25 protein-coding genes are annotated in these 24443 nt (G+C 62.3%); 10 read left to right on the top strand and 15 right to left on the bottom strand.

Annotation, left to right across the window (positions count from 1 at the left end; all coding sequences use genetic code 11):
- Positions 1-112: 112 nt before the first annotated feature.
- The 3 genes from B0E48_RS15700 to B0E48_RS15685 form a co-directional block, all read right to left on the bottom strand.
- The gene (locus B0E48_RS15700) at positions 113-853 is read right to left on the bottom strand and encodes a fimbria/pilus periplasmic chaperone (protein WP_077519082.1); all 741 of its coding nucleotides are present in this window, start codon (positions 851-853) and stop codon (positions 113-115) included.
- Positions 854-872: 19 nt separating this feature from the next.
- Positions 873-1427 (bottom strand): spore coat U domain-containing protein, encoded by a 555-nt coding sequence (locus B0E48_RS15695; protein ID WP_168170386.1) that lies wholly within the window; start codon positions 1425-1427, stop codon positions 873-875.
- A 1251-nt stretch (positions 1428-2678) separates the two neighbouring features.
- Positions 2679-3425, bottom strand: a complete 747-nt coding sequence (locus B0E48_RS15685) for an FAD-binding oxidoreductase (protein ID WP_077519079.1) — start codon at positions 3423-3425, stop codon at positions 2679-2681.
- A gap of 181 nt (positions 3426-3606) precedes the next feature.
- Between B0E48_RS15685 and B0E48_RS15680 the strand changes: the two genes are divergently transcribed.
- From B0E48_RS15680 to B0E48_RS15670, 3 genes are read left to right on the top strand one after another with little or no spacing between them, the layout of a single operon-like run.
- A complete protein-coding gene (locus tag B0E48_RS15680; protein WP_077519078.1) occupies positions 3607-4551 on the top strand; it encodes an ABC transporter ATP-binding protein in 945 nt (314 codons plus the stop codon).
- Positions 4548-5327, top strand: a complete 780-nt coding sequence (locus B0E48_RS15675; RefSeq protein WP_077519077.1) for an ABC transporter permease — start codon at positions 4548-4550, stop codon at positions 5325-5327. Before B0E48_RS15680 ends, B0E48_RS15675 begins: the two co-directional genes overlap by 4 nt.
- 3 nt (positions 5328-5330) lie before the next feature.
- Positions 5331-6050, top strand: coding sequence for a pseudouridine synthase (locus B0E48_RS15670; RefSeq protein ID WP_077519076.1), 720 nt, complete (start codon positions 5331-5333; stop codon positions 6048-6050).
- Positions 6051-6066: 16 nt separating this feature from the next.
- On the opposite strand, the gene tsaD is transcribed toward B0E48_RS15670, so the two are convergent.
- Entirely contained in the window at positions 6067-7140 is a 1074-nt protein-coding gene (tsaD, locus tag B0E48_RS15665) for a tRNA (adenosine(37)-N6)-threonylcarbamoyltransferase complex transferase subunit TsaD (protein WP_254423996.1), read from the bottom strand.
- 68 nt (positions 7141-7208) lie between these two features.
- On the opposite strand from tsaD, the gene rpsU reads away from it, so the two are divergent.
- Positions 7209-7424, top strand: coding sequence for a 30S ribosomal protein S21 (rpsU, locus tag B0E48_RS15660; protein ID WP_007081639.1), 216 nt, complete (start codon positions 7209-7211; stop codon positions 7422-7424).
- 195 nt (positions 7425-7619) lie between these two features.
- Positions 7620-8066, top strand: a complete 447-nt coding sequence (locus B0E48_RS15655) for a GatB/YqeY domain-containing protein (RefSeq protein WP_077519075.1) — start codon at positions 7620-7622, stop codon at positions 8064-8066.
- Positions 8067-8070: 4 nt separating this feature from the next.
- On the opposite strand, the gene B0E48_RS15650 is transcribed toward B0E48_RS15655, so the two are convergent.
- Positions 8071-8370 (bottom strand): hypothetical protein, encoded by a 300-nt coding sequence (locus B0E48_RS15650; RefSeq protein ID WP_077519074.1) that lies wholly within the window; start codon positions 8368-8370, stop codon positions 8071-8073.
- A 161-nt stretch (positions 8371-8531) separates the two neighbouring features.
- On the opposite strand from B0E48_RS15650, the gene B0E48_RS15645 reads away from it, so the two are divergent.
- Positions 8532-8702, top strand: coding sequence for a DUF1328 domain-containing protein (locus B0E48_RS15645; protein ID WP_077519073.1), 171 nt, complete (start codon positions 8532-8534; stop codon positions 8700-8702).
- 37 nt (positions 8703-8739) lie between these two features.
- Here the strand turns inward: B0E48_RS15645 and B0E48_RS15640 are convergent, their stop codons facing one another.
- Positions 8740-10500, bottom strand: a complete 1761-nt coding sequence (locus B0E48_RS15640; RefSeq protein WP_077519072.1) for a S41 family peptidase — start codon at positions 10498-10500, stop codon at positions 8740-8742.
- A gap of 92 nt (positions 10501-10592) precedes the next feature.
- Between B0E48_RS15640 and dnaG the strand changes: the two genes are divergently transcribed.
- The 3 genes from dnaG (at position 10593) to B0E48_RS15625 (ending at position 14064) form a co-directional block, all read left to right on the top strand.
- Positions 10593-12326, top strand: coding sequence for a DNA primase (gene dnaG / locus B0E48_RS15635; protein WP_077519071.1), 1734 nt, complete (start codon positions 10593-10595; stop codon positions 12324-12326).
- Between the two features lie 69 nt (positions 12327-12395).
- Positions 12396-13016 carry a DedA family protein gene (locus B0E48_RS15630; RefSeq protein WP_077519070.1) on the top strand — a complete coding sequence of 207 codons (621 nt, stop codon included), beginning with the start codon at positions 12396-12398 and terminating at the stop codon, positions 13014-13016.
- Positions 13017-13383: 367 nt separating this feature from the next.
- Positions 13384-14064, top strand: a complete 681-nt coding sequence (locus tag B0E48_RS15625) for a class I SAM-dependent methyltransferase (RefSeq protein WP_168170384.1) — start codon at positions 13384-13386, stop codon at positions 14062-14064.
- Positions 14065-14334: 270 nt separating this feature from the next.
- On the opposite strand, the gene B0E48_RS15620 is transcribed toward B0E48_RS15625, so the two are convergent.
- The 3 genes from B0E48_RS15620 to B0E48_RS15610 are packed head-to-tail and all read right to left on the bottom strand — an operon-like array spanning position 14335 to position 17353.
- The gene (locus B0E48_RS15620) at positions 14335-15003 is read right to left on the bottom strand and encodes a hypothetical protein (protein WP_077519068.1); all 669 of its coding nucleotides are present in this window, start codon (positions 15001-15003) and stop codon (positions 14335-14337) included.
- Positions 15000-16124 carry an acyltransferase gene (locus B0E48_RS15615; protein ID WP_077519067.1) on the bottom strand — a complete coding sequence of 375 codons (1125 nt, stop codon included), beginning with the start codon at positions 16122-16124 and terminating at the stop codon, positions 15000-15002. The genes B0E48_RS15620 and B0E48_RS15615 overlap by 4 nt, the downstream gene beginning before the upstream one ends.
- Positions 16124-17353: an alpha/beta fold hydrolase gene (locus B0E48_RS15610; RefSeq protein WP_217318083.1), complete on the bottom strand. Its 1230-nt coding sequence runs from the start codon at positions 17351-17353 to the stop codon at positions 16124-16126. The genes B0E48_RS15615 and B0E48_RS15610 overlap by 1 nt, the downstream gene beginning before the upstream one ends.
- On the opposite strand from B0E48_RS15610, the gene B0E48_RS17925 reads away from it, so the two are divergent.
- Positions 17348-17716: a hypothetical protein gene (locus tag B0E48_RS17925; protein WP_217318080.1), complete on the top strand. Its 369-nt coding sequence runs from the start codon at positions 17348-17350 to the stop codon at positions 17714-17716. The genes B0E48_RS15610 and B0E48_RS17925 overlap by 6 nt on opposite strands.
- A gap of 182 nt (positions 17717-17898) precedes the next feature.
- On the opposite strand, the gene B0E48_RS15605 is transcribed toward B0E48_RS17925, so the two are convergent.
- Genes B0E48_RS15605 through B0E48_RS15580 form a run of 6 tightly spaced genes read right to left on the bottom strand, consistent with a single transcriptional unit; the run spans position 17899 to position 24101 of the window.
- A complete protein-coding gene (locus tag B0E48_RS15605) occupies positions 17899-20373 on the bottom strand; it encodes a glycoside hydrolase family 2 protein (protein WP_077519065.1) in 2475 nt (824 codons plus the stop codon).
- A complete protein-coding gene (locus B0E48_RS15600; protein WP_077519064.1) occupies positions 20373-20624 on the bottom strand; it encodes an acyl carrier protein in 252 nt (83 codons plus the stop codon). Before B0E48_RS15600 ends, B0E48_RS15605 begins: the two co-directional genes overlap by 1 nt.
- Positions 20621-21004: a holo-ACP synthase gene (acpS, locus tag B0E48_RS15595; RefSeq protein ID WP_077519063.1), complete on the bottom strand. Its 384-nt coding sequence runs from the start codon at positions 21002-21004 to the stop codon at positions 20621-20623. Before acpS ends, B0E48_RS15600 begins: the two co-directional genes overlap by 4 nt.
- 1 nt (position 21005) lies before the next feature.
- Positions 21006-21995, bottom strand: coding sequence for a DUF1839 family protein (locus tag B0E48_RS15590; protein WP_168170382.1), 990 nt, complete (start codon positions 21993-21995; stop codon positions 21006-21008).
- Between the two features lies 1 nt (position 21996).
- A complete protein-coding gene (locus tag B0E48_RS15585; RefSeq protein WP_077519061.1) occupies positions 21997-22911 on the bottom strand; it encodes an amino acid--[acyl-carrier-protein] ligase in 915 nt (304 codons plus the stop codon).
- 2 nt (positions 22912-22913) lie between these two features.
- Positions 22914-24101, bottom strand: a complete 1188-nt coding sequence (locus B0E48_RS15580) for an acyl-CoA dehydrogenase family protein (protein ID WP_077519060.1) — start codon at positions 24099-24101, stop codon at positions 22914-22916.
- Between the last annotated feature and the right edge of the window lie 342 nt (positions 24102-24443).

Below are 24443 nucleotides of genomic sequence, written 5' to 3'. Positions count from 1 at the left end.
CGGAGGCTCAGGCGGCGTCGATTGGAGAAGCGCAGCATGCCCCATCGCAGAAAACGCGACGACGCTGAAGTTGAAGGTAACGACAGCGCGTACGAGGCGGCATGCACGTCGGTTAGTGGTTCTCGACATGCAAGCTTTCCTGGATCGCTTCGCTACCATCGTGCGCGGTGAGCTTCACGACCATTCCAGGAACCAGTGGCTTGGCCTTTGGATCCATTTTCAGATCGAAGCGTTTATGCGCGCCGGTCAGCACATAGCCGTTCAGCCCATTCCCAAAGACCAGCGGAGAGCCGCCCTCAGGCTGCACGGCCAAGCCGATGATCTTGGCATGACGTTGTCCGCTGTTGGTGGCTTCGGCATGCAGGCCGCTGCCGTCCTGCCAAACCTTCCAAGAGAGCTTGGCGAATGCCTTGGGGTCGACCACGAATACCGGCAGAGAAGTGCGCAACACCATGGAAACGCCCTGGCCCAGCGTGCGGGGATCGACCGGCTTGGGCAGCTCGTCGATGAAAACACGATAGCTAAGTTCATTCTGAACAGAGGTGACTGACTGCCGGGCAATCCGCACCGTATACGACACGCCTGCAGGAATGGTCGCAGCAGGCGGGCTGACCAGCATGTCCGTGGCAGGCACCAGCACTTCCTCGCCGTTTACCTGACTCCACTTGAAAATGCGCAGTTGCAAGTTGACCGGGTCCGTGCCCGTGTTCACCAGTGTCATCGAAGATGCACGTTCGGCGGCTGACATGTCGATGCCAATGGGCGAGATCCGCAATGAAGCGGCCTCAGCCTGTTGCGCCAAAGCACCCAGCAGTCCCAGTACGAGTGCCAGCAGCGGCATGGATTTCTTCATGATCAGTATTCCGACTCGGTCAATAGGACAGGGTTAGCCAAACAACATCGGAGTAATGCCCCGCGACGGGATTTCCGATGCGGGGGATCCGTCCATAGATGGGTATAACCGTCGTCACTCCGGCATTCGGTATCACAAGCTGCAGTGGTGCAATGGCATCCAACTGCACGCGATGCGCGGGATCGGCATACAGGTCATAGGCAATCCGCTCGCTACCTGGCCCCATCAGGTAGCGCTGTGAACCTATGGCATGCAGGCCATTGTTGACGGTCAGAACCGGCGCATTCGCGCCCGTGTAGGAGCTGGAACAAGCGATACTCAAGGACGCGGCGCTTTTTCTCGAGTCGGACATGCCGTCAACCGGTAACTGCCCGCCACCAGCCGCACGGCCGAAATCCAGCAAGCCATCATCGATATTGCCGATCGCGAAATCACAACTCGGCGTCAACTGCAGCCGCACGTCCAGAGTCCCGCTCACGCTCCCTGCAAATGCACCCTGCAAGAACGACGCGCAGAGAAAGCTCGCCATGACGCACACCGCAGCGATATGCCGACGGGCGGTTTTCACTTTCATGGTGGAGATTGCGTCAATAGTCATGGCGGCGTGGTTATGGGAGCGGAACCCTTGGAAATTCTTGATTACAGGGCGTTAAGCAGCTTCCATGCCAAGCGATGGACAGTTACGGACGACAGGATTGAAAACCCCCGACAACGAAAGCCTGCCGCGGTGTATCAGGCTCGAGTGACCAAATTAGGCAAGCACATTTGCATACTACGTCACATTGTGTCGGCAAAATTACATACTTCCCACAGGTGACTATCAGACTGACATGTGTTAGCCCGACGAGATCGAGCACCGGCCCACAGGCTGAGGAATGCCTTGACGGATTTGCCTTGGCTTCGGCCAGGGATGGGATTGCGCTCATTACGTGGACTTGGCCGGCTGACCTGCACACCATCAAACACGAGACCCTGACAGGGTAGGTGCTTCAACCCAGGAATCTGTGCCCGCTGCCACAGGACGAAGGACAGGTCCAAGCTGCCTTGGCCGTGTCATCTGTCTTGCACCACTGGCGAAAGCCAAGGCGATCTGGCGTCGATTCACGATCCGGCCTGTCCGATCCAACTCCAGCCACGCGATGGCCGGAAAAGCAGACATGCCACGCCATATAAGGTGTGATCGGTCGCCTGCGATCGGGCTGGGAGCGCCTTTCCATGCGGAAAGGCTTCGCTGACGCCCAAGTGCTTGTCGATATTGGCCATTGCCTCAAGGCGGTCCGGCTTGAGCGAGGCATGTCGCAAGAGGCGTTGGCCAGGACAGCCGAGGTATCGCCGCCGACCGTGCGGCGGCGGCAGTCACTCGGGCAAGCCACGGTGGCGAATCTGATTCGTCTGTTGCGCCAACTCGACCGACTGGATGGCCGGCAAACCCTGCTCCCGGCCCCTCAAACGGAAACACCCAGCAAGACACCCAGCCCAAGGCATGTGTACCTCGCGCGTCCCCTCGCACGCAGGGCGTGCGGCTGGCCGACCATCCTCAGTTGTATCGAATCACATGGAATCGGCGCGACGATGATGTCGTCGACGAAGAGGAAGCGCTGGCTTTATAAGAACGGAACTCGCGCTATATCGAGCCACCTACGTTGAGCGACAAGGAAAAGTCGCTGATTGCTCGGTTGGTCGAGAACTACGGAGCAGGCGCGCTTCTTGTTCAGGCGATTGCATACCTTGCTTGTCAACGCACGCGATCGTCTTCATGCGGCCCATTGGCCTACGACAAGCTCGCTATTCCGCCCGTGGCGAGCACACCCACGCGTACCTCACATCAACGCGAGCTGATGTACTTCTCGCGCCGGATCTGTGGCACTGGCAGGCCAAATTCCTTCAACACCGTAAACGCTGCATCGACCATGTTCGGGTTCCCGCACAGGTAAGCGATGTCGCGCTCGGCACTGGGACCGAGTTCGGCGAGCACGTTCTGCACGTGGCCGCTGCGGTCGGTGCTGCGCGGCGTGGCGCGCGGTTGGCGGCTGAGGCAGCCGTGGAAGATGAAGCCGGGATGTTGCTGCGCGAACGCCTCGAATTCTTCGCCGTAGAGCAGCTCGGCTTCGGTGCGTGCGCCGTACAGCAGCACTACTTCACGACCACCTTTCGCCAGCAGTTTCTCGATCTGCGGCAGCATCGCGCGGTACGGCGTGACGCCGGTGCCGGTGGCGAGCAGCAGGTAGCGCGGATGGCTGTCGGCGTCCTGCAGGCAGAATCGGCCGTACGGGCCGCTGGCGTCGATGACGCCCCCGTTTTCGAGCTCGCCCAGCAATTTGGTGGCCGCGCCACCTTCGACATAGCTCACCGCGATCTCGATGCGTTGCACCGGTGAACTGCCATCGCCTACGGTGGCCACCGAGTAGCTGCGTTTGGTCGCGGTACCGTCGTCGTAGTGAAAGTGCACCTGCAGGAACTGGCCCGGGACGAAAGCCAGCGGCTGGCCGTCGGCGCGCTCGAACACGAGGTGGCGCACCGTGGGGACAAGCATGCGGCTGTCGACGAGGCGGAGCTGGAAGTGGTCGGCCATGTAACGGATTCCGGGACAGTGAGTGCACCGGCAGGGACCGGGCGGTGGCATCAAGCCCGCTATAATAGGTGGCTGCGAGCCACCGACCAAGCTGCAAGGCACGCTCGAGTACCTGTTTTGCCGGTGCCAGACCTGCCCATGCAGCTGGTTTTCCTCGGCTTTCCCTCACCCGGCGCCATCCATGACCTCCACACCTGCACTCGTTGTCGACAACCTGCGCAAGACCTACAGCAACGGCGTGGAGGCCCTCAAGGGCATCTCGCTGACGGTGCAGCCCGGCGATTTCTTTGCCCTGCTCGGCCCCAACGGCGCCGGCAAATCCACCCTGATCGGCATCCTGTCCTCGCTGGTGAACTCCAGCGGCGGCGATGCACAGGTGTTCGGCGTGTCGGTGAACAAGCAGCGCAGCGAGGCGATGCGGCTGATCGGCCTGGTGCCGCAGGAAATCAACTTCAACCAGTTCGAGAAGCCGTTCGACATCTGCGTGAACGAAGCCGGTTTCTACGGCATTCCGCGCAAGATCGCCGCCGAGCGCGCGGAGAAATACCTGAAGGAACTGCGCCTGTGGGACAAGGCGCAGATGCAGGCGCGAACACTATCCGGCGGCATGAAGCGGCGCCTGATGATCGCCCGCGCGATGATGAACGAGCCGAAGCTGCTGATCCTCGACGAGCCGACCGCCGGCGTGGACATCGAGATCCGCCGCTCGATGTGGCAGTTCGTCAGCGCCATCAACGCGGCCGGCACCACGGTGATCCTCACCACGCATTACCTGGAGGAAGCCGAGTCGCTGTGTCGCAATATCGCGATCATCGACCACGGCACGATCATCGAGAACACCAGCATGAAGCGCCTGCTGGCGACGCTGGACGTGGAGACGTTCGTGCTCGATGTCACCGCCATGCCCGACGAACTGCCCAGCCTGCCCGGCGTTACTTTGCGTCGCCGCGACGAACACATGCTGGAGGCCGAGATGGCCCGCTCGCATGACCTCAATTCGCTGTTCGCGGCATTGTCCACGCACGGCATCATGGTGACCTCGATGCGCAACAAGACCAACCGGCTCGAGGAGTTGTTCGTGCGCCTCGTCGAAGGCGGCCGCAACGGCAAGGAGCAGGCAGCATGAGCAATACCGCCGCCAACCTGGTCGCCCTCAACACCATCGTTCGTCGCGAGATCGTGCGCATCGTGCGGATCTGGACGCAGACGCTGATCCCGCCGGCGATCACCATGACGCTGTACTTCGTGATCTTCGGCAAACTGATCGGCAGCCGCATCGGCACGATCCAGGGCGGCTTCAGCTACATGCAGTACATCGTGCCCGGCCTGGTCATGATGAGCGTGATCAACAACTGCTACGCGAATATTTCCAGCTCGTTCTTCGGCGCCAAGTTCAGCCGCGCGGTGGAAGAGATGCTGGTGTCGCCAATGCCGAACTGGGTGATCCTGCTCGGCTATGTCACCGGCGCGGTGGCGCGTGGACTGGTGGTCGGCGCGATGGTGCTGGGCATCGCGTTGCTGTTCACTTCGCTGCATGTGGCACACCCTTTCATCACCTTCCTGTCGGTGCTGCTCGGCGCCACGATTTTCTCGCTGGCCGGCTTCGTCAATGCGGTGTACGCGAAGAAGTTCGACGACATCGCGCTGGTACCGACCTTCATCCTGACCCCGCTGACCTATCTGGGCGGCGTGTTCTACTCGGTGAAGATGCTCAGCGAGCCGTGGCAGGCGATCTCGCACGCCAATCCGATCCTGTACATGGTCAATGCATTCCGCTTCGGTGTGCTCGGCATCAGTGACGTGGATGTGGGCGTCGCGTTCGTGGTGATGCTGGGCTTCGTGGTCGGGCTGTCGATCGTGGCGCTGCAGTTGCTGAAGCGCGGCGTCGGGCTGCGTTCGTAACGCATGCGCGTCAACAAATACATCAGCGAAGCCGGCCTGTGCTCGCGCCGCGAGGCGGATGAGCTGTTGCTCGCCGGCCGCGTCACCATCAACGGTGAGGTGGTCTCGACCGGCGCCAAGGCGCTGGAAGGCGATGAAGTGCGCGTCGATGGCGAGATCGTGCGTGCACGCATCCTCGCTGCCACACCGGCGGCGAAGAAGGCGGTGTATATCGCGCTGAACAAGCCGGTCGGCATCACCTGCACCACCGATCACGGCGTCGACGGCAATATCGTGGACTTCGTCGACCATCCGCAGCGGATCTTCCCGATCGGGAGGCTGGACAAGGATTCGGAAGGGCTGATCCTGCTGACCAGCAACGGCGATATCGTCAACGAGATCCTGCGCTCGGAGAACCACCACGAGAAGGAATACCTGGTCGCGGTGAACAAGTCCGTCACCGACGAATTCCTCGCCGGCATGGCCAAGGGCGTGCGCATCCACGGCCAGATGACCCAGCCGTGCCGAGTACGCCGCATCGCCAAGTTCGGCTTCTCGATCGTGCTGACCCAGGGCCTGAACCGGCAGATCCGCCTGATGGCCGCCGCGTTCGGCTATCGCGTGACCCAGCTGCGCCGCGTGCGCATCGTCAACGTGAAGCTCGCCCACCTGAAGGTCGGCCAGTGGCGCAATCTCACCGAAGCGGAGCTGAAAGGACTGTTGCCCGGCCGCACGCAGTGGTGAGTGTGACCCGGTGGCCTTATGCCGCCGGCAGGCTCTGCAGGTCCCAGCGCGGATAAACCTGCACCGAGGCGTCCTGGTGCTGGCCGCTGGCCAGCCGGATCGCGCCGGCCAAGGCGATCATCGCGCCGTTGTCGGTGCAGAAGTCGAACCGCGGGAAATACACCTGAAAACCATCCTTCGCACCGGCCGCAGCCAGTTCGCTGCGCAGCCTTCGGTTGGCGCCGACGCCGCCGGCAATCACCAGCCGGTGCGCACCACTGGCCTGCAGGGCGCGTCTGCATTTGATGATCAGCGTGTCGACGATCGCTTCCTCGAACGCGCGGGCGATGTCGGCACGGGTCTGATCGCTTTTATCCGATTTTTGCCAGGCCAGCAGCACTTGGGTCTTCAGGCCGGAGAAGCTGAAATCCAGTCCCGGCCGGTCAGTCATCGGACGCGAGAAGCGGAACGCCCCGAGCCGACCCTGTTCGGCCAATTTGGCCAGCGCCGGGCCGCCGGGATACGGCAATCCCATCAGCTTGGCGGTCTTGTCGAACGCCTCGCCGGCGGCATCATCCAGCGTATCGCCGAGGATGGTGTACTGGCCGATCGCCTTGACCTCGACCAGCATGGAATGGCCGCCGGACACCAACAGCGCCACAAACGGCGGCTCCGGCGGGTTTTCCTCCAGCAGCGGCGCCAGCAAGTGACCCTCCATGTGGTGCACCCCGATCGCCGGGACACCCAGCGCCCAGGCCAGCGCGCGCCCGGCCGAAGCACCCACCAACAAGGCACCGACCAGGCCGGGACCGGCGGTATAGGCCACCCCGGCCAGGTCCTGCACGGTCAGGCCGGCCTCGGCCAGCGCCTCGCGGATCAGCGGCAGCAGCTTGCGTACGTGGTCGCGGCTGGCCAGTTCCGGCACCACCCCGCCGTAGTCGGCGTGCAGCTTGATCTGGCTATATAAGGTGTGCGCCAGCAGCCCACGGCCCGGCGCATCCGGCTCCCAGCGCAGCAGGGCTACCCCGGTTTCATCGCACGAAGTCTCGATGCCCAGCACCGGGCCGGTTACCGACTTGTTCGCCACCTTTGAAAATTCTGTGATATCCACGGTATAATTCGCGGCTCGCCCTATTTGACAGTCCCGTACATGCGGGCAGATTACCACTCGGAGTTTCCATGCCCAACGTAAAAGTTCGCGAGAACGAGCCGTTCGAGATTGCACTGCGTCGTTTCAAGCGTACCTGCGAGAAGGCCGGCGTCCTGGCTGAAACGCGCAAGCGTGAGTTCTATGAGAAGCCGACCCAGGAGCGCAAGCGCAAGCGCGCTGCCGCGGTGAAGCGTCACCTGCGTCGTCTGTCGCGTGACGTCTCGCGCAAAGTCCGTCTGTACTGAGTTTCCCCCGATCCATCGCCCGTCGATGGATCATGCGGTGCCCCGGCACTGCGCATAACAGGAAACACGGTCGGCGCGGGTTCTCGCAGCCACCGCAAGCTCTCGGATTCGAACTGGCCGGTGTTGTCCCTAAAGACAACGCCGGCTTTGTCGTTTCCGTAGAATGGATTTCCCCCTATCTCCCGAGGCTCCGCCATGACACTCAGGCATCAGCTTACCGAAGACATGAAGAACGCCATGCGCAGTGGCGAAAAGCACCGGCTGGGCGTGATACGGCTGATGCTGGCGGCGATCAAGCAGCGTGAAGTGGACGAGCGGATCGAGCTGGATGACGTGCAGATCCTTGCCACGCTGGAAAAGATGCTCAAGCAGCGGCGCGATTCGGTCAGCCAGTTCGACGCCGCCAAGCGCGAGGATCTGTCCGCGATCGAGCGCGCCGAGATGGTGGTGATCGAAACCTACCTGCCGAGCAAGCTGAACGAGGCGGAGATCGACGCCCTGATCACTGCCGCAATCAGCGACACCGACGCCAGCACCGCCCGCGACATGGGCAAGGTGGTGGCTGCAGTGAAGGAAAAGGCCGCCGGCCGCGCCGACATGGCTGTGGTGTCCGGCAAGATCAAGGCACGGCTGGCCGGCTGAGGCTTCAGCCGGCGCGTGTCGCCAGCAAGATCACCGCGAGCACCACCAGCAGCCCGGCGATGATTGTCAGCGCGATGCGCCGGCGGCGCTGGCGCAGCCGCTGCCAATTCGCCAGATCCAGGAAATAGCGCCCCTCTCCGGGACAACGCAGCACCGCATGGCTTACCAGTTGGTGCCAGGGCATGCCGGGCTTAAGCCCCAACTGTTCCGCCGTACGCGCCGTTGCCACCGTGGTCGCGGCGGCCTGCTCGAACGTGCGCACGATCGCCTGCTGTTTGTGCACTATCACCGCGGTGATCACCATGTTTGCCGTTCCTGTCTGCCTGACTGCGCAGCTTGCCGGTGGTTACCACCGGCGGCAAGCCGGCGATGCATTGCTTTCACATCCGGCCCGTTACAAAAGCGCACTTGGCTCGCCGGGCATCTCCTCTTCCGCGCGGCCGCTCATCGCCGCAGGAGAAACACATGATCAAGTGGGCCATCATTTTCGCCATCGTCTCGCTGGTCAGCGGCTGGCTCGGTTTCGGTGGAGTCTCCGGCGCCACCGCAACCATCGCCAAGGTGCTGTTCGCGTGCTTCGTGATCCTGTTCCTGCTGGCGCTGCTGGCCGTGATCGGCGTGATCCACCTGCTCTGACCTTTCAGCCTTTGGGCCGGCGCATGAAATGCGCCGGTCACGACTTGCCTCCATGCGATGGCGAGGCCATGGACGGAGACTTGCGCAACGCGGCCACGGCCCGCTCCAGCACTGGATCGCGGCCCGCGCGAATATCCGCGACCGTCGGCGCCGCCACGATATCCGGTGTGATGCCCTTGCCGATGAATTCACGGCCGTCGGGGTAGCTGTCGCGCTTGACGCAAATGCGCGCCTTGCCGCCACCGGGTAGATCGAACTGCAGTGGCTGGCCCGTGCTGCCGCCGGTGGCCATGCCGACCAGCAGGCCGCGCTTCATGGCATCGAACGACACCGTGAAGTCCTCTGCGGCGGAAAAGGTCCGGGGCCCGATCAGGACAGCCACCGGGCCGCCGAAGATCGACGCATGCTTTTTCAGATATGGCTCGCCACTGTCCGGCAGCTTTCGCCACTCCAGGCGTGGATACCCCCTCGCGCGGTCCACTGGATCGATCTGCAGCTCTCGACTGACCTCAGTAGGGATCGGCTGATTGCTCAAATGGCTGAGGACCTCCAGGCCGTAATTGCTGGATCCCCCACCGTTGTAGCGCACGTCCAGAATCAGCCCCCTGGCATTCATGATCTGCGGCAGATGCTGCTCGAACGCCTTGACGCTGGCATCGCTTTCGAAATGATCCAGGGCTAGATACGCGATATCGCCAGGCAACATGCGGAATGCAAACGCCACAGGCGATTGGACATCCGAATAATCTCCGCGCAATACCACCAGTTCGCGCGTCGCGCCCGCTGCATCACGCAATGACAAATGCAGTGGCTGCGTCTTGTCGCCACTGAGCAACCCATAGCTGAAGGCACGCACGTCGGCATCCTGCGGCGTGGAGCTGCTTTCGAATGGCGCCACCCGCTCATGGGCATAACGATGCGCCTCGATACCGTCGATCGCCAGGATTTCATCACCCACATGGATACCCTGCTTCACCAGGGTCGGGCTGAACACTCTTGTCACCAGCACCTTGCCATCGACGAGCTCGGTCCTCATCGGCGGCCGCGCATAGAACTTGTCCTGCAGTGCTTCCGGCGGATAGATGTTGGTATGCCCGTCACGCAGCAAGGGAGCCAGCCGCATCAGCACTTCATAGTAGGCGCGCGTGTCCTTGGCCGTGATGACCTGCGGCAGGAAATCCAGATAGGTCTGGTCCCAGTCAAGCTGCGGTACATGGTCGAAATGGACGAAGTTATATTTGGCTTCGGACCAGAACAGGGACAAGCCGGCGATGCGCTGCGCCTCGCTGAGCTGAGGGCTATAGGGCACGGCAATCGATTTGGCATGCCATAGGCGATCGGCCGAATCCTGCTGGGCGAGTATGGCCTTGTAGCGGGGCTCGTCGCTCAACGGACCACTGATCGATGGATCACGCAACCATTCGCCAGGCGAACTGTCGATGGCCAGTAGCGCATCTATTGTGTCCAGCGCTCGGGCCCTGCGCGCCTGCAACAAATACAGGTGGACCAGATCATAAAGCACGTTATATCGGCGATAGCGTAAATACACATTGCCCTCGGCCAGGCCATCGATGACCGGCTGATCCATCTCGCGCAGCGCCTTCTGCAATACGATCTCGGCTTGCTTGAGCTTGGCCGGATCGGGATGCTTGGGGTCGACCAGTGCGTCGGCCTGGTCGCGCAGCACGGTAATCTGGTCATAGGCCTGCATCGCCGGCTTCACCGGGGCCGAATCGGCCAGAACCACGCCACAACCCAATGCGCAGGCCAGCATGCCCGCCAATATTCCCCGCCCCATAGCCACCTCCTGTTGACCAAGGCGCAAGGCTAACCTGTGCAGGCTTGGTGTCGCCAGGCACTTGAGCCTGTGTCCGACTAAACTGGGCGCTTATGCGCGGCCTGATTCCCGACAGCTTCATCGATGAACTGCTTGCCCGCGTCGACATCGTCGACGTGATCGAGCGGCGCGTGCCGTTGAAGAAGGCCGGGCGCGAGTGGACCGCGTGCTGCCCGTTCCACAACGAACGTTCGCCGTCGTTCTATGTCAGCCCGGCCAAGCAGTTCTTCCACTGCTTCGGCTGCGGCGTGCATGGCAGCGCGATCAAGTTCCTGATGGACTATGACCGGCTGGAGTTTCCCGACGCGGTCGAGGAACTGGCGCAGACGGTCGGCCTGAAGGTGCCGCGCGAAGGTGGCCGCGAGGCGGCGCCGCGCGAGGACAAGACTGATCTCTACGCGCTGCTGGATGCGGCCGCCGCCTGGTACGAGGGCGAACTGCCGCGCAGCACCGAGGCACAGGCGTACTGCAAGAAGCGCGGGCTGGACGCGGAAACCATCAAGCAGTTCCGGCTGGGCTGGGCGCCGGCCGGCTACGACGGCGTGATCAAGTCGCTGGGCACCAGCGAGCGACGCCTGCAGCTGCTGAACGAGGCCGGCATGGTCGCGAGCAGTGAACGCGGCAGCAAGTACGACCGCTTCCGCGAGCGGCTGATGTTCCCGATTCTGGATCGGCGTGGCCGGGTGATCGCCTTTGGCGGCAGAGTTTTAAGTTCGGAGCAGTCGCCGAAATATCTGAATTCGCCCGAGACGCCGCTGTTCCACAAGGGCCGCGAGCTGTTCGCGCTGTGGCAGGTCAAGCAGGCCAACGCAAACCTGCTGCGGATCGTGGTGGTCGAGGGCTACATGGATGTGATCGCGCTGCACCAGGCCGGGCTGCCGATCGCGGTGGCCACGCTGGGCACGGCGACCACGCCGGAGCACACCGAGGTACTGTTCCGCGCCGCACCGGATGTGGTGTTCTGTTTCGACGGCGATCGCGCCGGCCGTGCCGCCGCGTGGAAGGCGCTGGAGTCCGCCCTGCCGCGACTGCGCGATGGCCGTCAGGCGTACTTCCTGTTCCTGCCCGATGGCGAGGACCCGGATTCGCTGGTACGCAAGGAGGGCAAGGAGGGCTTCGAGCAGCGCATCAAGCAGGCGATGCCGCTGTCGGATTATTTCTTCAACGAACTGTCGCACGATGTGGAGATGGGCAGCCTCGACGGTCGCGCGCGGCTCGCCGAGCGCGCCCGTCCACTGATCGCGAAACTGCCCGATGGCGCATTCCGTGACCTGATGGCGCAGGAGCTGGAGCGGCGCAGTGGCGCTCGCGCGGTATTGCAAGCCGATCCCGCCACGCATCGCGCCGTGCAACGGCCGGTCGCCGTGCAGCGCAGCCTGGTGCGCAGCGCGATCTCGTTGCTGCTGGCGCAGCCAGGTGTGGCCGATCAGGTGGAAAAGCCTTACCGCTTCCTGCGCCTGGACAAGCCCGGTGTGGAATTGCTTGGCGAACTGCTCGACATTGCGCGCTCGCGCCCCGGCATCAATCCGGCGATGCTGGTGGAGCATTTTGCCGAACGGCCGGAGTATCCATCGCTGCAGAAGCTGATGGCCTCGTTGTCAGTCGGTGAGCCGGAAGCGCAACGCACCGAGTTTTTTGACGCGCTGGCTAAAATGGAGAGAGAAGCAGTTATTCAGCGCAAGGCGATCTTGATGACCAAGGAACGAAACAGCCTGAGTGAGGCCGAAAAGTCCGAACTGCGTGATTTACTTTCCATTCGCATAACTCCGCTGTCGCGCGCCCTATGAAGTTGTCAGGTTTAATCGGAGTTGGAAGCACGGTGACGCGTGCAGAATACTTCTGCCCAAAGGACAGCAATGGATCTGCTTGAACGACTGATCACGATCTTCGCCGAGAACGGCTATGTCGCGGTATTCATCGCGCTGATGATCTGTGGCGCTGGCCTGCCGTTGCCGGAAGACATCACCCTGGTCGCGGGCGGCGTCATCGCCGGACTTGGCTACGTCAATGTGCACGGCATGTTCGCACTGGCGATGTTTGGCGTCTTGCTGGGTGATTCCGCGATCTTCCTGCTCGGTCACCACTACGGTGCGCGCATGCTGAAATGGCGGCTGGTGGCACGCGTGCTCACCCCCAAGCGCTATGCGATGGTGCAGGAAAAATTCGTGCGCTACGGCAACCGCATGCTGTTCATCGCGCGCTTCCTGCCTGGCATGCGCACCACGGTCTACATCATCGCCGGCACCAGTCATCGCGTGTCGTTTACCCGCTTCCTGCTGATCGATGGGCTGGCCGCGCTGATCAGCGTGCCGTTCTGGGTGTACCTCGGCTACTTCGGCGCAGATAACCACGAATGGCTGATGAAATGGGTGCGCCGCGGCCAAGGCAGCTTGTGGGCGCTGGTCGGTCTGGCGGTGCTGACCGTGCTGGTGTTGTGGTGGCGGCATCGGCGCCGCGCACGTTGCGAGCAGGATTGAGTCGCCTGCATGTTGTTGCGTCGCTTGGGTCCGGACAGTTTCACCGTCTCCTGCATGCTGCCTTGATACCAACGCCGCTGATGCCTTGGCGAGGCGAGATCGGCACATCGTGGCTGGGCGTGCTCGACATCATTCCGCAGTACTGCGGCGGATTCGTTCCCAGCCGCGTCGCAACGCGCTGGGCAACCGATTTCCCGCAAGCTCCGCTGGCTGTTTTGAAAGCAGGGGCATAAGCTGATGCGGCGGTTAACCAGCTGCGGGGGTGACGAACATGTCGACCACGGGAGACGATCGCAACCGGCAGGTGTATCACGCCCGTGGCGTGGCTCGGCACTACCAGCAAAAGACCTTGACGCGTGTCGAAGCCATGGCGCTGCTCAAATATCACGCCACGTTTGCACAGCTCGATATACTGGATCTAGGCGTCGGCGCCGGTCGTACCACGATCTACCTTGCCCCGCTGGCACGGCGGTACGAGGCAATCGACTACTCGCCGGAGATGGTCGCGACGATGCAGGCCACGATGCCCGCCGTTTCCGTACACCTCGGCGACATGCGCGATTTGTCTTGTTTCCCGGATGGGTCTTTCGACTTCGTGCTGGGTGCCTGCAATGTCATCGACGCGGTGAACCATGAAGACCGTGGGCGAACCCTGAGCGAGGTAGCGCGCGTATTGCGTCGCGACGGAACGTTCATGTTCTCCTCGCATAATCGCGATTTGTTCAATGCCTTGTCGGCTCCGCGGCTGGAATTGTCTCGCAATCCCGTCACGCTGCTTCTCAACCTGTTGCGATGGGTTCGGCAAGTCGCGAACCATATGCGCATGACACCGTTGCGCGAAGTGCGCCCCGACTACGCACTTCTCGATGACGACGGTCACGATCATGCGCTCCTCCACTATTACGTCCGCCAGGATTATGAACGCAAGCAACTGCAGCAGTTCGGATTCGAGACGATCGAGGTATTCGATGAAGCCGGGCGTTCACTGGACCCGAATGAGCGGGCACCCGAAAGCCCGCATCTGATGTACGTGGAGCGCAAGCACTAAGAGGGCGTCGCCATTCGCGGCCTTCTGTGGAGTCGCGCGATCAATGCATGCTCATCCCCGGCCGGCACGAAGACCACAGGCGCACGGCCTCACTGCCACCATGCCTCCTGCCGTGAAGTGGCCAATGTTCTCGCACGTCGCCGGATAACACAGGCCAACGCGCAAACAATCTGGCACTTGCTGATCATGCTCTTGAACATCCAGATGAGCGGGCATCGGCACTCGCGTTATTCAGTCATGCTGAGCCGGTACCCGTATTGTGTGCCCACATCAGAATCGCCGCAGAAACTGGCGCAAGGCGCGCCAAACCATCAGCGGAATTTCGTGGCCGCCATCGAACGGCAACCAGGTGACGTCGGCGCCCCCGCGTATCGCTGCATCGCGCAAGCCTTCGCCAGCGGTGAAGGAGAGTTCGACATCCGCGCGGCCATGCGTGATCAGTACCGGAAGGCTGGCAAGGCATGCCAGCCGCGGCTGCCAGTCGCAAAACGCGATGCGCGTCGATGAAAGCAGGGCTAGCGCGTCCGCGCGGCCACCATGCAACACGTAGTCCATCGCGAGCATGCCGCCCTGCGAGAAACCGACCAGCACGAGACGTTTGTCAGACGCGACCTCCGCGCACAGCGAAGCCAGCAAGCCACGCGCTACCGAACGACCGGGCGGGTCCAGTGCGTGCAGGTCGGCAGCACCATTGACGAGTGCCTGCGCGCGCGCCTCGGCGTCGACGGGCCACCACGTACGCCCGCTCGGCATGGCGGGCAGCGGCGCATCCGGAATGACGAAATACACAGATATTCCCAGCGCGTGCGCGAAGGGTGCCAGATCCGCCGCGTGCATCATGCGTCCATGCAATACGACCACCACGATTTTCGCGCCCGGATCGCCGATCGTGATCGCGGATAGCCCGCCGATATTGCAGCGATGCTCAGGAAGTTTCATGTCGTGGGCAGCGGTGCGAGTCGCGATTTCAACGCCAGGAAGCGTCGTTCGTAGGCATGCCAGGAAATGGCCGCGAGGCCGAATGTCACCAGGATGGCAGCGGCTTCATAGACCAACGCTTCTGCGAGTGTGGGCATGGAACCGATTTTTGCAAGTAGTGGCAAGCCGACGAAAAGATGCAGCGGCGCATAGAACACATACATGCCGTAACTGTAGATACCGCAACGACGCAACGGCGCCCAGGCGAGCAGGCGAGCAGGCATTCCCCCCTGCCTCAGTGAGCTGATCAGCACCAGCGAAAACCCGAGCGCGATCAGCGTGTAGCCAATGGTCTGCATCATTGCACCGACGCGCTGCAGGTGACCGCATGCCACTCCGACCAGCAACAGCAACAGACCACCGACGGCAAATAGCTGCGGCCGGTAGCGTACAAGCCAGGTGGCACCGTGCTCACTACGCAGCAATGCCGCGACAAGTGCTCCGATGGCGAGCGCGTCCATGCGGCACGGCGTGAACATGTAGGCAGCTTCGTGACCGATCGGCTCGCCCAGACGATAGCGCACATACAGGCGGCTTCCGATCGCAATGATGACCAGCAGCGTACTGAGCGCGATCACGCCGCGACGCCCCGCGTGGCGCACTGCAAACGGCCACAGCAGATAGAACTGTTCCTCGACGCATAGCGACCAGAAATGCGGAAACGCGGGCTCTCCGTAACCGAACGGCGCAGCGAAGTTGGCCAGATAGATCCACAGCCAGAGCTGATGTTCGCCTCCGCCGATGGCTGGTGCGAGCCGGGGCAGCACGACAAACGCGGTGAGCAGTACGCCGTAGTAAAGCGGGAAGATGCGCAACACGCGCCGCACGAAGAAACTCTTGTAGTAGGTCGGCGTATGCCGGCTATCGAGCAGGATGCCGGTGATCAGGAATCCCGACAAAACGAAAAACAGCTGCACGCCGATCCAGCCGAGATCGAGCACGGCATCAAGTGCATGGCCGAACCCTGCCGAAGACTGGATGACATCGAAACCATGCAGCAACACCAGCAGGATCGCGACACCACGGAGGCCATCCAGTGCCGCAAGATGTTGGTGCGACATTTCGGTCGGCGGTCTGGACATCAGCGCTCGAGCGCCTCACTGATCGCGTCGAGCAAAATGGGATGTGTCCAACGCGCGGTGAAGGTGTGATCCGCACCGGAAATGGTCTGGATTCGCAGACGTCCGGTTGAAACGAGTTTTGGCACTACGGAGCCGCCCTGTTCCATGAGCACCTTTTGCCCCGGATCGTCCGCAGCGAAGATGAAGCGCAGGGCGATGCCATGCCCGGCCAGAGCATCGAGCTCGCTGCCGAGGTCATCGCCGAACGGAACATGCAGACGCCGCAAAACTTCGCGCAGCGGGCGCGTAATGGCGGCTCGGGTGCGATAGAGAAATACTCTCGCGACCCGTGCGAGGTCGACCTTGCCACGCAGCAGCTTTTGCCACGAAGCGCCACTGGTGATCGACTTCTGGTAACGCATCGCGTCTTCCGCAAGTCGAAAGTCGGCGAAATCGAGCGACATGCCGGGCTTGTAGTGGAAAGTCAGCGGATTGATCGCAACCACCCTATCGATCGGCTGCCCGGCGAGCGCGGCCCTCAACGCATGATAGGCACCCGAGCACAGACCGACGACCGCGACCTGGGCTGCGCCGGCGCGACGCACCCAATCGACGGCAACACCGACATCGGCGACCGCATGCTCGGAATAGACGACGTTTTCGCCAGCGCCAGCACGCTGGCGACTGTCGCCGATGCCTGACACGTCGAGGCACAGGACGAGATCGCCGGCAGCGGCCAACTGACGTGCGAGAATCACATGCAAGCGGTTGGGTCCGATGTGCCCGACCGCGCCGGCGTTGAGCAGGATGACGGCGCGGCGCGGCGCTCCGAGCGGATACGTGGCGATCGCGAACAGGCAGTCATCAAGCGCAACCATTTCCTCGACGATCGATGCCTCGGCGTGGCGCAACTCTCTGCGGCGCTCCAGTACAGCCACATCGTGCTGAAAAAGATGTCTGGTGGACGCAGGTCGTGTGGCTGCAAACCTGACCGTGGCATCGATGATCGCCTGCGGGACCTGTGCGCGGTGGGGATCGAGCACCATGTCGACATAGCCTGGCAGCCGACGTTGATCGACCTTGGCACCAAGTGATCGGAGGTGTGCCGCCCAGGCATCGTTCGCCGCGAGATCATCGCGATCGAGCAGCAACATCGCAGTTGCTGGAGCCTGCGTCAGCTTGAGCAGATCGATCTGGCTCAATGCTTCGCGCGTCTGCGCGGTCAGCGCGAAACCCACCAGTTCGTGCACATCATCCAGTGCGGCGGAAGCTGCAGGGGCCGGCGTCAATCCCAGTGTCATCTGCAAAATGCGACCTTCGCGCAGGAGTGCCTTTCCACTCGGCACGGTGGCGATCGCGACGATGCCGGCGATATCGTTGCGACGGAGTGCTGCCAGCGTGGCAAGCGTGGCGCCCAGGCGAACGCCGACGAGTACGAGCCTATTTGCACCCGCGCCAAGCGCGAGCTCGCAGGCATCGTCGATGCTTGCCAGCCACCCATCGACCCGGTCGGGATCGAGATCGTCGCCAGCACTGTTGCCGCTGCCATCGAGATCGACACGCACTGCCGTAATTCCCGCATGTGCAGCAGCTTCGGCAAGATGACGCATTGAACGTTGCGCGCAAACCGCCTCGTAGCCGAATGGCGGAACGATGATCAAGCCGACGCCCGTCGAGGGCAGGCTGGTGCGATGCAGCCAACCAAAACGTGCCCGCGATCCCGGACCGGAAAAAAAACCTGCTTCCGCGGGGGGCGCGACCGTGCGCTGATCGGCGACGTTGATACTCATCGTATTCATTGCATGTCGAAACGCACCGCCGCTTCCGCGTTGAGTGCGCTCACTGCACCGCGCGTCGGGGTTCGCGTCATGGAATGCTCGCGCAAAACAATGGTGCGTGATTGTCCAGGCGCGAGATGAAAGCCATTGTCGTCCGCAACAAAACCGGGGACTTCGACCGTCACTGACTGCGCGAAGCAGCGCGCGCTGACCTGGACGATACGTTCATGCGTACTCGCACCCGACTTCATTGATGCAGCAAGGCCAACATCCGCTACGCGAGTCGAGGAATGTCCCGTCGGGAACCAGAATGCATCTGCAATCAAGCCAGCGTCCGAGTACAGAACGGCGTGCACGACATCGGCCATGGGCGGCCCGAACCGGTACGCGAAGGATAGATCAAGCAAGCCTTCGAACAGCGTCGATGTCGCTATCTCGGTTGCACTATGGGCTGGCACGTGAACATCGGAGGCGCCGTTGCCGACGCGAATTTCGCCGGCCCGGTACAAGGTGATCTCTACATGTGCGTCAAGTGCTGCGGAACCATCATTGAAAACATGGACGGCAAGACCGTTGACTCCTTCATCGCTGAACGCGATTGCCGTCGGCGCAAGCGCGCGACGCAGCGCATGGAAGCACGGCTTGGGCGTGCCATGCGCGTCGATTACGCCCCAACCCGCGCCCGGCCAGAGATCGCGCAGAAACCAGACCAATGCACCACGTGTCGGCGAGCGTGTGCGCCGCCATTCCAGAAACGCCTGCGCCATGACTTCACCGGTGGCCATCCGTCCCAACGCCAGGTAGCGTTCGTGGTCGGATACGCGCAGCGATGTGGGGTCGATACCGTAGAGCCGCTCGACGTAGTGATCGCGTACATCGTCGAAGTCCCAGCCAGCACCGAGGTCGCGTGGTACGCGCGTCTTCCACGCCGGGTGATGGACGCGTAGCGCGAGGTTGCCAGGAAGGCCGCTGTCGATCGGGATATTCGCGAAGGCCAGACACTCCGAGGCGAACACGAGCTCGCTGCGTCGGGCATCGTCCAGCGGGCGCAGGTAGGCGCCCACGCCGTAATACGATGATGTCCCCGCATTGGCTGCATGTGGAAATGCGCCTCCATGCGCGCTCGACGGCGTATACGCGATACCCAGTGCGTGGGCGCGCGCCGCGATCGTCTCGTGAAACAGAGGTGGCGACCACAACTCACGCGCCGCACCGCTCATCGCCGCCTGTTGCTCGCCTTCGCTGTTGCCGCAGACCAGCGCGAGGCACGGGCGCGCCTGCAGACGCGCGAGCTGCTGGTCGACCTCACCGAGCACGCCCGCGACGAAGGATTCGTCCTCGGGATAGTCCATGTTCGCGAACATCAGGTCCTGCCAGAGCAGGATGCCGTATTCATCCAACGCATCGTGGAATGCATCGTCCTCGTAGACCATCGTACCGCTGATACGCAGCATGTTCATGCCGGCCGCACAGACTTGTGCGATCGCATGGCGGTAGGCATCCGGCGTGGCGGTGAGCGTGACGACATCGAGCGGTGTCCAGCACGCGCCGCGACAGAATACATCGACACCGTTGACGCGCAGCGCGAAGTCACCGTTATCCCGCTGGATCTCGATGGTCCTGAAGCCGGTGGAACCAAGCTCGATCGTGACGCTGTCACCGGCACGGTGTACTTCGATCGAAACGCGGTAGCATACGGATTCGCCGTGCGTATGCGGCCACCACAGCTGGGGCGCATTGACCGTCGCGTTGCCGCACCAGCGACGTTCGCGCAGCAGCAGTTTTCCGCTTGCGCGCTGGCCATCGCGCTCGACGATCAACACCGCATCGGTGACGTCGGCCCCGAGTTCGGCGGTCGCATCGACGATGCCGGCGCCATCTTCGATCCGGCTGTGCAACGTGACTTCGCCGAGCATGAGCATGCGTTGCTCGATCCAGACCGGCCGCCACGGTCCCACGGCAGGGCACGGCGGCGACCACCCTGGCGTGCGGCCAAGCAAGGTGGTGCGAAACCAGCGCAACTGCGCATGCGCCAGCATTGGTACGCGCCAGCGTGGCCGCGGACGCTTCTTCGCCAGTTCCGGCGCCAGCGCGGCACAGCGGATCAGCAATTCATGCGTCCCACTCAAGACGACTGGCACTTCGTGCGCGATGAACATGTTGTCGCTGCGAAGCAGATGCACGCCATCGAGCCAGACATCGGCCAGCGTCGCCAGCCCATCGAAGCCGAGCACGGCGGGACCGGCCGGCCCATGCGCATCGCTCAGGCGGATGCGCCACCACCAGTCCTTCGCATCGAAATCGCAGGCGACATCCCAATCCCATGCCTTGATGTCCCGCAGCGCGCCAGCCGCGGTATTGGGTGCGGTCGCAGGTTTCCAGTCCAGCAGGTCGAGCTGCTCGGGAGTCGAACCCGGTTCGGCGGCCGCGAATTCCCAGCCGCTGTCGATCAGGTAGCGCCGTGTTCCCCCAACACTGCGCACGCGTGTCATTATCTTCCCTCGGTCAATTCATCGATCGCCGAAACGATCGCACCGACGCTTTCGAACACGCTGCGCTTGAGCATGTGATCGGGAAACTCAATGTCAAACTCGCCCTCAAGCGCGAGCATGACGTTGACACTGGCATGCGAGGTCATGCCCGCCTGATAGAGGTCGGAGTCGTCGCTGAGCGTGTCCGCGTCGCGGTTCAGGCGCGCGTGCTCTTTGAGAACGGTTCGGATCTTTGCGGCGTTTTCACTCATTGACGGTTCCTGTCTGCAATGACCACGGCGGTTGCGTGATCGCCTTCATGGCTCATGGAAAGTGCCAAACGGCCGGCACCACACTTGGCCATGGTCGCGCCGTGCAACTCGATGTCGCAGGCACCGTCCGGTTGGCGAACCACTTCGATATCGCGCCAACCGACGCCGTCCAGGCGCAACGCCTTGCGCGTCGCCTCCTTCGCGGCAAAGCGCACGGCCAGTCGAGATGAAACAAGCATCGGTGCACTCATGCAATAAGTAACCTCGGCTTCCGTGAACACACGATGCAGGAAGCGATCGCCGAAACTGGCCAATGATTCGGCGATCGCGCTGATCCTGACCAGGTCGATGCCGACCCTAATGTTTGATGATTCGCCCATGCTAATCGATGCCATCCAATGTCGTCGTCGCCTGTTCCCATGCTCGGGCCCAATCGTCGAAGATCGCCGTTGTCTCAAAGGGACGCCGTGTGTTGACCGCGCGCGCTGCTTTCAGGATGAACGCCTTCGCACCGCCCGAGATCGTCTCATACGCTGTCACTGCCGGCGTCAGCGCACCGGCATCGTCAGGGATCCCCGTACCTCGCGCAGCCTGCCAGCGCAGGTGCAATGACATCAACTCGGCGGCCGAGCCCAGTTGGCGCAGCGTCGCGAACGCCCAGGCGTGATAGTGCTCCAGTCCACGCTCCTGCAATTCCGGCAGTTCGCGCTGGAACCGCGCAGCGAAACGCTCGATCGGGTTGTCTCGCGGCCGACGGGCGAGATGCCGCTTGAGCAGCGCTCGCGACATCTTCGCCAGCTCGCCCGGTGCACGCCGGACGAGGCGATCGACGCGCACGAGTTCGGCAAAAAACGGCAGGAAGGCGGGGTCAACGTCGGTCAACTGGAAGGTGCGGTCGAAGTCTTCGCCGTCGAGCGAGTAATAAGACGCATTGTGGAAATAGCCGAGCCGACGCGCGTCAGGATCGACATCGACCAGGACAATCGTCGACTTCACATGATTGCGGCGATAGTCGGTACCGGTCACGTCCGGCAGCCACCAGGCATCTGCCTCGACGGAAATCATCTTGCCGGCACCGAGATGCTCGGTCGCATGCTCGAGCATCGGCCGCCACGCCGTCATCTCATTGACTTCGATGCCGTAGAGATCACGCAGCTCGTCCAGCGGTGGCTTGTAGAATGTCCACTGGTCGCCTTCGAAGTCGAGGGCGGCGACGACCGGGATCACGGCGCATGGATCGCAGCCGAGCGCATGGATCAACTCGATCCAGACGTCGAAATAGCAGTTTTTCTCGACCCACTGCCGCTCTTCGGCATGCAAGGCGTGCCGCTGATACGTCAACGGATCGAGGGTAAGCGCCTTGGCACGCATGTCACGGCCACAATTTCTGGCGGACAGCGACCGGCCACGCCGCCGGATCGAAGCCATGCGCCTGGAACAGCGCCATCGTCACACGCTCCAGGCCGAAGCCAAGACAGGCGGTATGTGCCGTCTCGCCATCGGGTGTCTTGATGTCGAACGCTTCGCCGAACTTGTCCTGGTGATAGTTGAATGAACAGGTCGCGGTGGGATTTTCCTCGGAGATCACCGGCACCAGCACCTCGAACTTCAATTGCTGCTCGACCTGGTTGCTCGCGAGCATCTTGCCGCCCTTGCCGAAAAACGGGTCGGAAGCGACGTCCGCGCGCGCCGGCAGGCCGAGCGACTGCAACAATTCGATACCACGCTGCAGCCACATGTTGCGCCACTCCACGACCTGTTCCGGCGTCCCGCAGCGGACGTACTCGCGTATGCGGAATGCCTGCATCCGAGTCGGCTCGATCGACGGTTCGTGGCGGAACACCCAGGCGAACAAGGTCACCAGCCGACCATCCGCCGGCACCTTGCCGGTCAAGGTCGGATAGACCGGATAGCACGCGGCCGGGTTGAGACAGACGTGCGTCATCGCAAGATGCTCACCCCAGGCGTCTCCCGCGTGGATGTGCTCGCTCAACTGGCGCGCCGCCAGTTCCTTGCCGAAGAAGCTGTAGACCGCGCCGACAAGGTGCGGAAAGCTGTCCATGTAGTGGGTCTTTTCGATGATCGTTCGGTCGATCGTCGGCGGAAACAGCAGCACCTGTGCGCCGTCTTTTGCAGCGATGTCGAGAATCAGCTTGTCGAAACGATCGAGCACGTCCTCGAATACGTGGCCACGCCCGAATATTCCGTCGACACCGGCGGGGACGATCAGGCCGTGCTTGACCAGCCCTTCGTGGAACGCGATCGGATCGTAAGCAGTTGCCGTCATGGTCAGTCGTCCTTGAAAACGAGAAGCATCGACGCGCTCTTCGCCGCGATACGTTCATTGGAAACCATCAATGCCGCCGACAGCACGTCGCGGTAGTGGCGTCCCACGCTGAACGGCGAATCGTTCTTGTAACCCATGATGCCGATGATCTGCAGCGCCTCGTGGCACAGCCGCGGCGCCACTTCGGAGCAAGCCATCTTGAGCTGATTCATCTTCAGCGCCCAACCCATCGTGCCGAGGGTCTCGCGCGCCGCCTGATCATCGCTCGCCGTCATTTCGTCGAACTCGATCGCGCACGCCTCCCAATTGTTGCGCATCGCCTGCAGCTCGACGTGCGCGCGCGCAAGCCGGATGGCGTTGGGCGGCACGCTGCCCGGATTCTTGCGTGCGCCAGCGCGCACGAAGGCAGCAGCCCGACCGATGGCATCCGCCGCAATGCCCGACCATAGCGCCGACCACAGGATGTGCGAGTACGGCACCATTGTCTGCGCGGAGGAATCGGCGAACGACCCTGGAAGGATCTGTCCGGCAGCCCCGTTGCCGGCGAATTTCGCTCCCGGACTGCAGGTGCCGCGCATGCCGAGCGTGTCCCAGGTGCCGGTTTGTGCGAGCGTGTAGCTGCCCTTTTCGAACAGGACGAGAACCTGATCGCTGGCCGCCGCATCGGCGGTGCGGCGACAGGTCACGAGTTGCGCGTCTGCGTGTGCACCATAGGAAACCGTGGTGGCGTCCTTTTCGAGCGACATGCGATCTTTGTCGATCGCGATGGCACATACACTCGAACGGGTATCACCGAAGGTGCCGTTTTCGGACGTGATCGAAGCCACCAGTTCCTGGCGCTCGACGAGGTTTTCGCGCAGGTAACGCTCGAAGAACGCCGAGTCTCGTCCATGGCGGGCCATGCAGGCCACCTGGATATGGTGCATCGCCAGCACCATCCCCGACGAACCACAGCCCTGGGCCAATGCAGCGCACTGCGCGCCGAGTTCAAGCATGCCTGCGCCGACGCCGCCATATGCCGCAGGCACGGCTGCCGACAGCAATCTGGCTTGTCTGAGTGCGTCAAAGGTTTCTTGCGGAAAGCGGCTTTTCGAATCGACATCGGCCGCGTGCCTGGCGGCGACATCGCTTGCAATGGCCGCCGTCTGGGCCAGCAGCGTGCTTGTCTTGATGGCTGAGCGCGTAGTCATGAGAATATGTTCTCGCGAAGACAACAGCGATTTTAGAGCGAATCGACGGCGTTCCCCTGCGGTAGAGCAAGCTGCTCATATCGCGTGCAAAGCTTGTTCGATTTCAAGTTTCAATGCAATCAGGGCCGCACTTGCCGGTGAGTGCTATGCCGTATGGTCATAAGTGAGGTCGGGATTGGCTTGCCGGTGGCGCTCGTTTCGAATGTGGATGCCGCCAAAGTGGCGCACGTTGTCGACTGATATATATCCTTCGGTTAGACAGGCCACGCAAGAACTAAAGTGGCGCCGCCGGCGCCGGCAATGGAAAGCCTCGCACTTCAACAGGCAAGCCGGAAACGCAAA

It is taken from the genome of Rhodanobacter sp. C03 (genome assembly GCF_002001175.1).
Lineage (GTDB): Bacteria > Pseudomonadota > Gammaproteobacteria > Xanthomonadales > Rhodanobacteraceae > Rhodanobacter.
Note: the sequence above shows the minus strand (reverse complement) of the source record. Positions and strands in the feature narration are given on the sequence as shown.